3 protein-coding genes are annotated in these 2,484 nt (G+C 58.5%); 2 read left to right on the top strand and 1 reads right to left on the bottom strand.

Features of this window, described 5'->3' with window-relative positions; translation table 11 throughout:
- Positions 1 to 181 (bottom strand): hypothetical protein (locus AAC083_RS12735; RefSeq protein WP_219927884.1); only part of this gene is annotated, 181 nt, incomplete at its 3' end.
- Between the two features lie 427 nt (positions 182 to 608).
- Between AAC083_RS12735 and AAC083_RS12730 the strand changes: the two genes are divergently transcribed.
- A complete protein-coding gene (locus AAC083_RS12730; RefSeq protein WP_108536806.1) occupies positions 609 to 1,583 on the top strand; it encodes an L-tyrosine/L-tryptophan isonitrile synthase family protein in 975 nt (324 codons plus the stop codon).
- A 10-nt stretch (positions 1,584 to 1,593) separates the two neighbouring features.
- Complete coding sequence (locus AAC083_RS12725; protein WP_108536805.1) at positions 1,594 to 2,469, top strand: TauD/TfdA dioxygenase family protein; 876 nt, start codon at positions 1,594 to 1,596, stop codon at positions 2,467 to 2,469.
- The last annotated feature ends 15 nt before the right edge of the window (positions 2,470 to 2,484 follow it).

Below are 2,484 nucleotides of genomic sequence, written 5' to 3'. Positions count from 1 at the left end.
GGGTTACCGTATGGGCTGGCAAGCGGCTCTGGATTATCTGGCGGCTGGCTCGGCCCAGCCTTGAGCCCTCTTGGCGGCGCCGCCCGGGGCCGCCACTATGAAAAATCATCGCGATACCGCTGCGGATCAACGACGAATTATCTCGCCCGCCACTCCCCATATTGATGGTCAGAGCCAGCATCCTGCTCGTTTTCGTAATATGGGGCGGGATAATTTTTTGCAATATTTAAAGCGAGATGGTCAGTATTTCTGGCATGAAACACATCATTGTTACGTTGAGCTAAATAATCCTCGAGTCAAATTTTGACTGAATAATTAATTCGGTGGGGAACTTTCCTTTTCGGTGTTTTTAAACACGCTTTAATATTCATTAAATCTCTTTTTATTCATATGTGTAAGGTTGATTATCTTATGTTGAATAGATTGTTAGCGCTTGGTTGAATCACTTTACATTAATGGCGAATTGATAGCCTGACTTCATCTCGGCTATTGTCCCCTCTCGATTCGTTTGGGTAGCAAACGGATATGCCAATAATAACAACAGAGATTGGACGTATTGATAAAGAGTCATCTTTATTGATCTTATCTTGCCTAAAGGAGCCGGAATAATGAGTGGTTTATCTTCCCATCAAATTGCCCATGAGATATTTGCCGAGTTGTTGCCTTATCGTCGCCGCTTTCCCGATCCCATCCTGGAGCGGCACAGTGAAGAGCAGGAGGTGGCGGCCATCCAGATCCCCCGCCTGCAAGCGTTCATCGAGCGGGGTGAGACCATCACCTGCGTCTTGCCCGCCTTTCCCACCAAGTCACCCAACCCGAACAAGGTGCTGGGCACCCTGCCGGACATGGCGGAGCGCCTCTCCCTCAGTTTTCTCAATCACCTCTGCCAGCGCATCCAGCTGCACTACCGGCCCGGCATGCGGATCCTGATCTGCTCGGATGGCCACGTGTTCGGCGATCTGATCCGGGTGCCGGATCCGGCCATCGATGCCTATCAGGCCCACATAGAGCAGCTGATCCTGGAGCTGGGGGCGACCCACCTCGGGGTCTTCCACTTGGGGATGGTGGCGGGCATGGCCGAATTTTGCGCCAGCCGCGACTTCGATACCCTGCGTGAACAGCTGGTAGCCCGCTATGCCGAGCCGTTGGCGCAGATCAGTGAAGAGGTGAAAACCACCGAGGAGGGGGTTCGTCTCTATCGTGCCATGACCCGTTTCCTCTATGAAGACAGCCAGCTGCCGGACACGCCACTCTCCAACACGGCGCTGCAGCGGGATGCCAAGTCGCGCACCCATGCCGTGATCCAGCGCAGTCGCGCCTGGGGCAACCTGCTGGCGGAGCGCTTCCCCGAGGCCATCCGTCTCTCCATCCATCCCCAGGCCAGCCACAGCCTTAAGATGGGCATTCACATGTTGCCGACCCGGGATGACTGGCTCACCCCCTGGCACGGGGTGGCGGCCAATCTGGATGGCCAGTTCGTGCTGATGAAGCGGCGCGATGTACTGGCTCTGGAGCACGAACTGGTCCATATCCATGGCCGTCCCAGTCACTACCTGATCCACAGTAAGCAGGCCGCCGCCTGAGGAGTTCACGATGACAGCATCCCTTATTCCCCTCGGCGGCGAGCCCTGCCGCATTCACCCCCATACCCCCTTTGGCCTGCTGATCGAACCGGCCCGGGAGGGGCAAGCGGTGCAGGACTTGCCGGTCGAGTCGCTGCGTGAACGGGCCCGTCGCCACGGCGTGTTGATCCTGCGCGGGTTTGTGTCTGGCTTCACCAATCCCGAGCGGCTGACCCGCTATGCCGAGCGCTGGGGCGAGATCATGATGTGGTCCTTTGGCGCCGTGCTGGATGTGAAAGCGGACCAGAATGCCACCGACCATATCTTCGATTCCAGCTATGTGCCGCTGCACTGGGATGGCATGTACAAGCCGACCGTGCCCGAGTTCCAGCTGTTTCACTGCGTGCATGCTCCGGCTGCTGACGAGGGGGGGCGCACCACCTTCATCAATACCCGCCAGCTGCTGGTGGATCTCGATGGCGAGCGGCTGGCCCGCTGGGAGCGGGTGCGGATCACCTATCGCATCAAGCAAGTGGTGCACTACGGTGGCGAGGTGAGCTCCCCCCTGCTGGTGCCTCATCCGGTGAGCGGTGAAACCGTCATGCGCTACAACGAGCCGCCGCGAGAGGGGGTTCGCTTCCTCAACCCGCATGCACTGCAGATCGAGGGGATCCCGCCCGAGGAGCAAGCCGCCTTCCTGCAGGATTTGCATGAACGGCTCTACGATCCCCGCTACTTCTATGCCCACCAGTGGCAGCCGGGGGACGTGGTGATCGCTGACAACTTTGGCCTGCTGCATGGGCGGGAAGGTTTCACCGCTCGCTCGGCCCGCCACATCCAGCGGGTCCATATCCAGGTCAGCCCGCGCTGCCTCAACCCGGCGCTGGTGCCGCAAGGGGCGGCGTGATGGCGACCATTTTAC

Origin of the sequence: Aeromonas sp. HMWF014 (assembly GCF_963878295.1) — a bacterium.
Lineage (GTDB): Bacteria > Pseudomonadota > Gammaproteobacteria > Enterobacterales > Aeromonadaceae > Aeromonas > Aeromonas popoffii.
Note: the sequence above shows the minus strand (reverse complement) of the source record. Positions and strands in the feature narration are given on the sequence as shown.

Coding starts and splice junctions, on each gene's coding strand:
- AAC083_RS12730 (WP_108536806.1), top strand. CDS start 609: ATGAGTGGTTTATCTTCCCATCAAATTGCCCATGAGATATTTGCCGAG.
- AAC083_RS12725 (WP_108536805.1), top strand. CDS start 1,594: ATGACAGCATCCCTTATTCCCCTCGGCGGCGAGCCCTGCCGCATTCAC.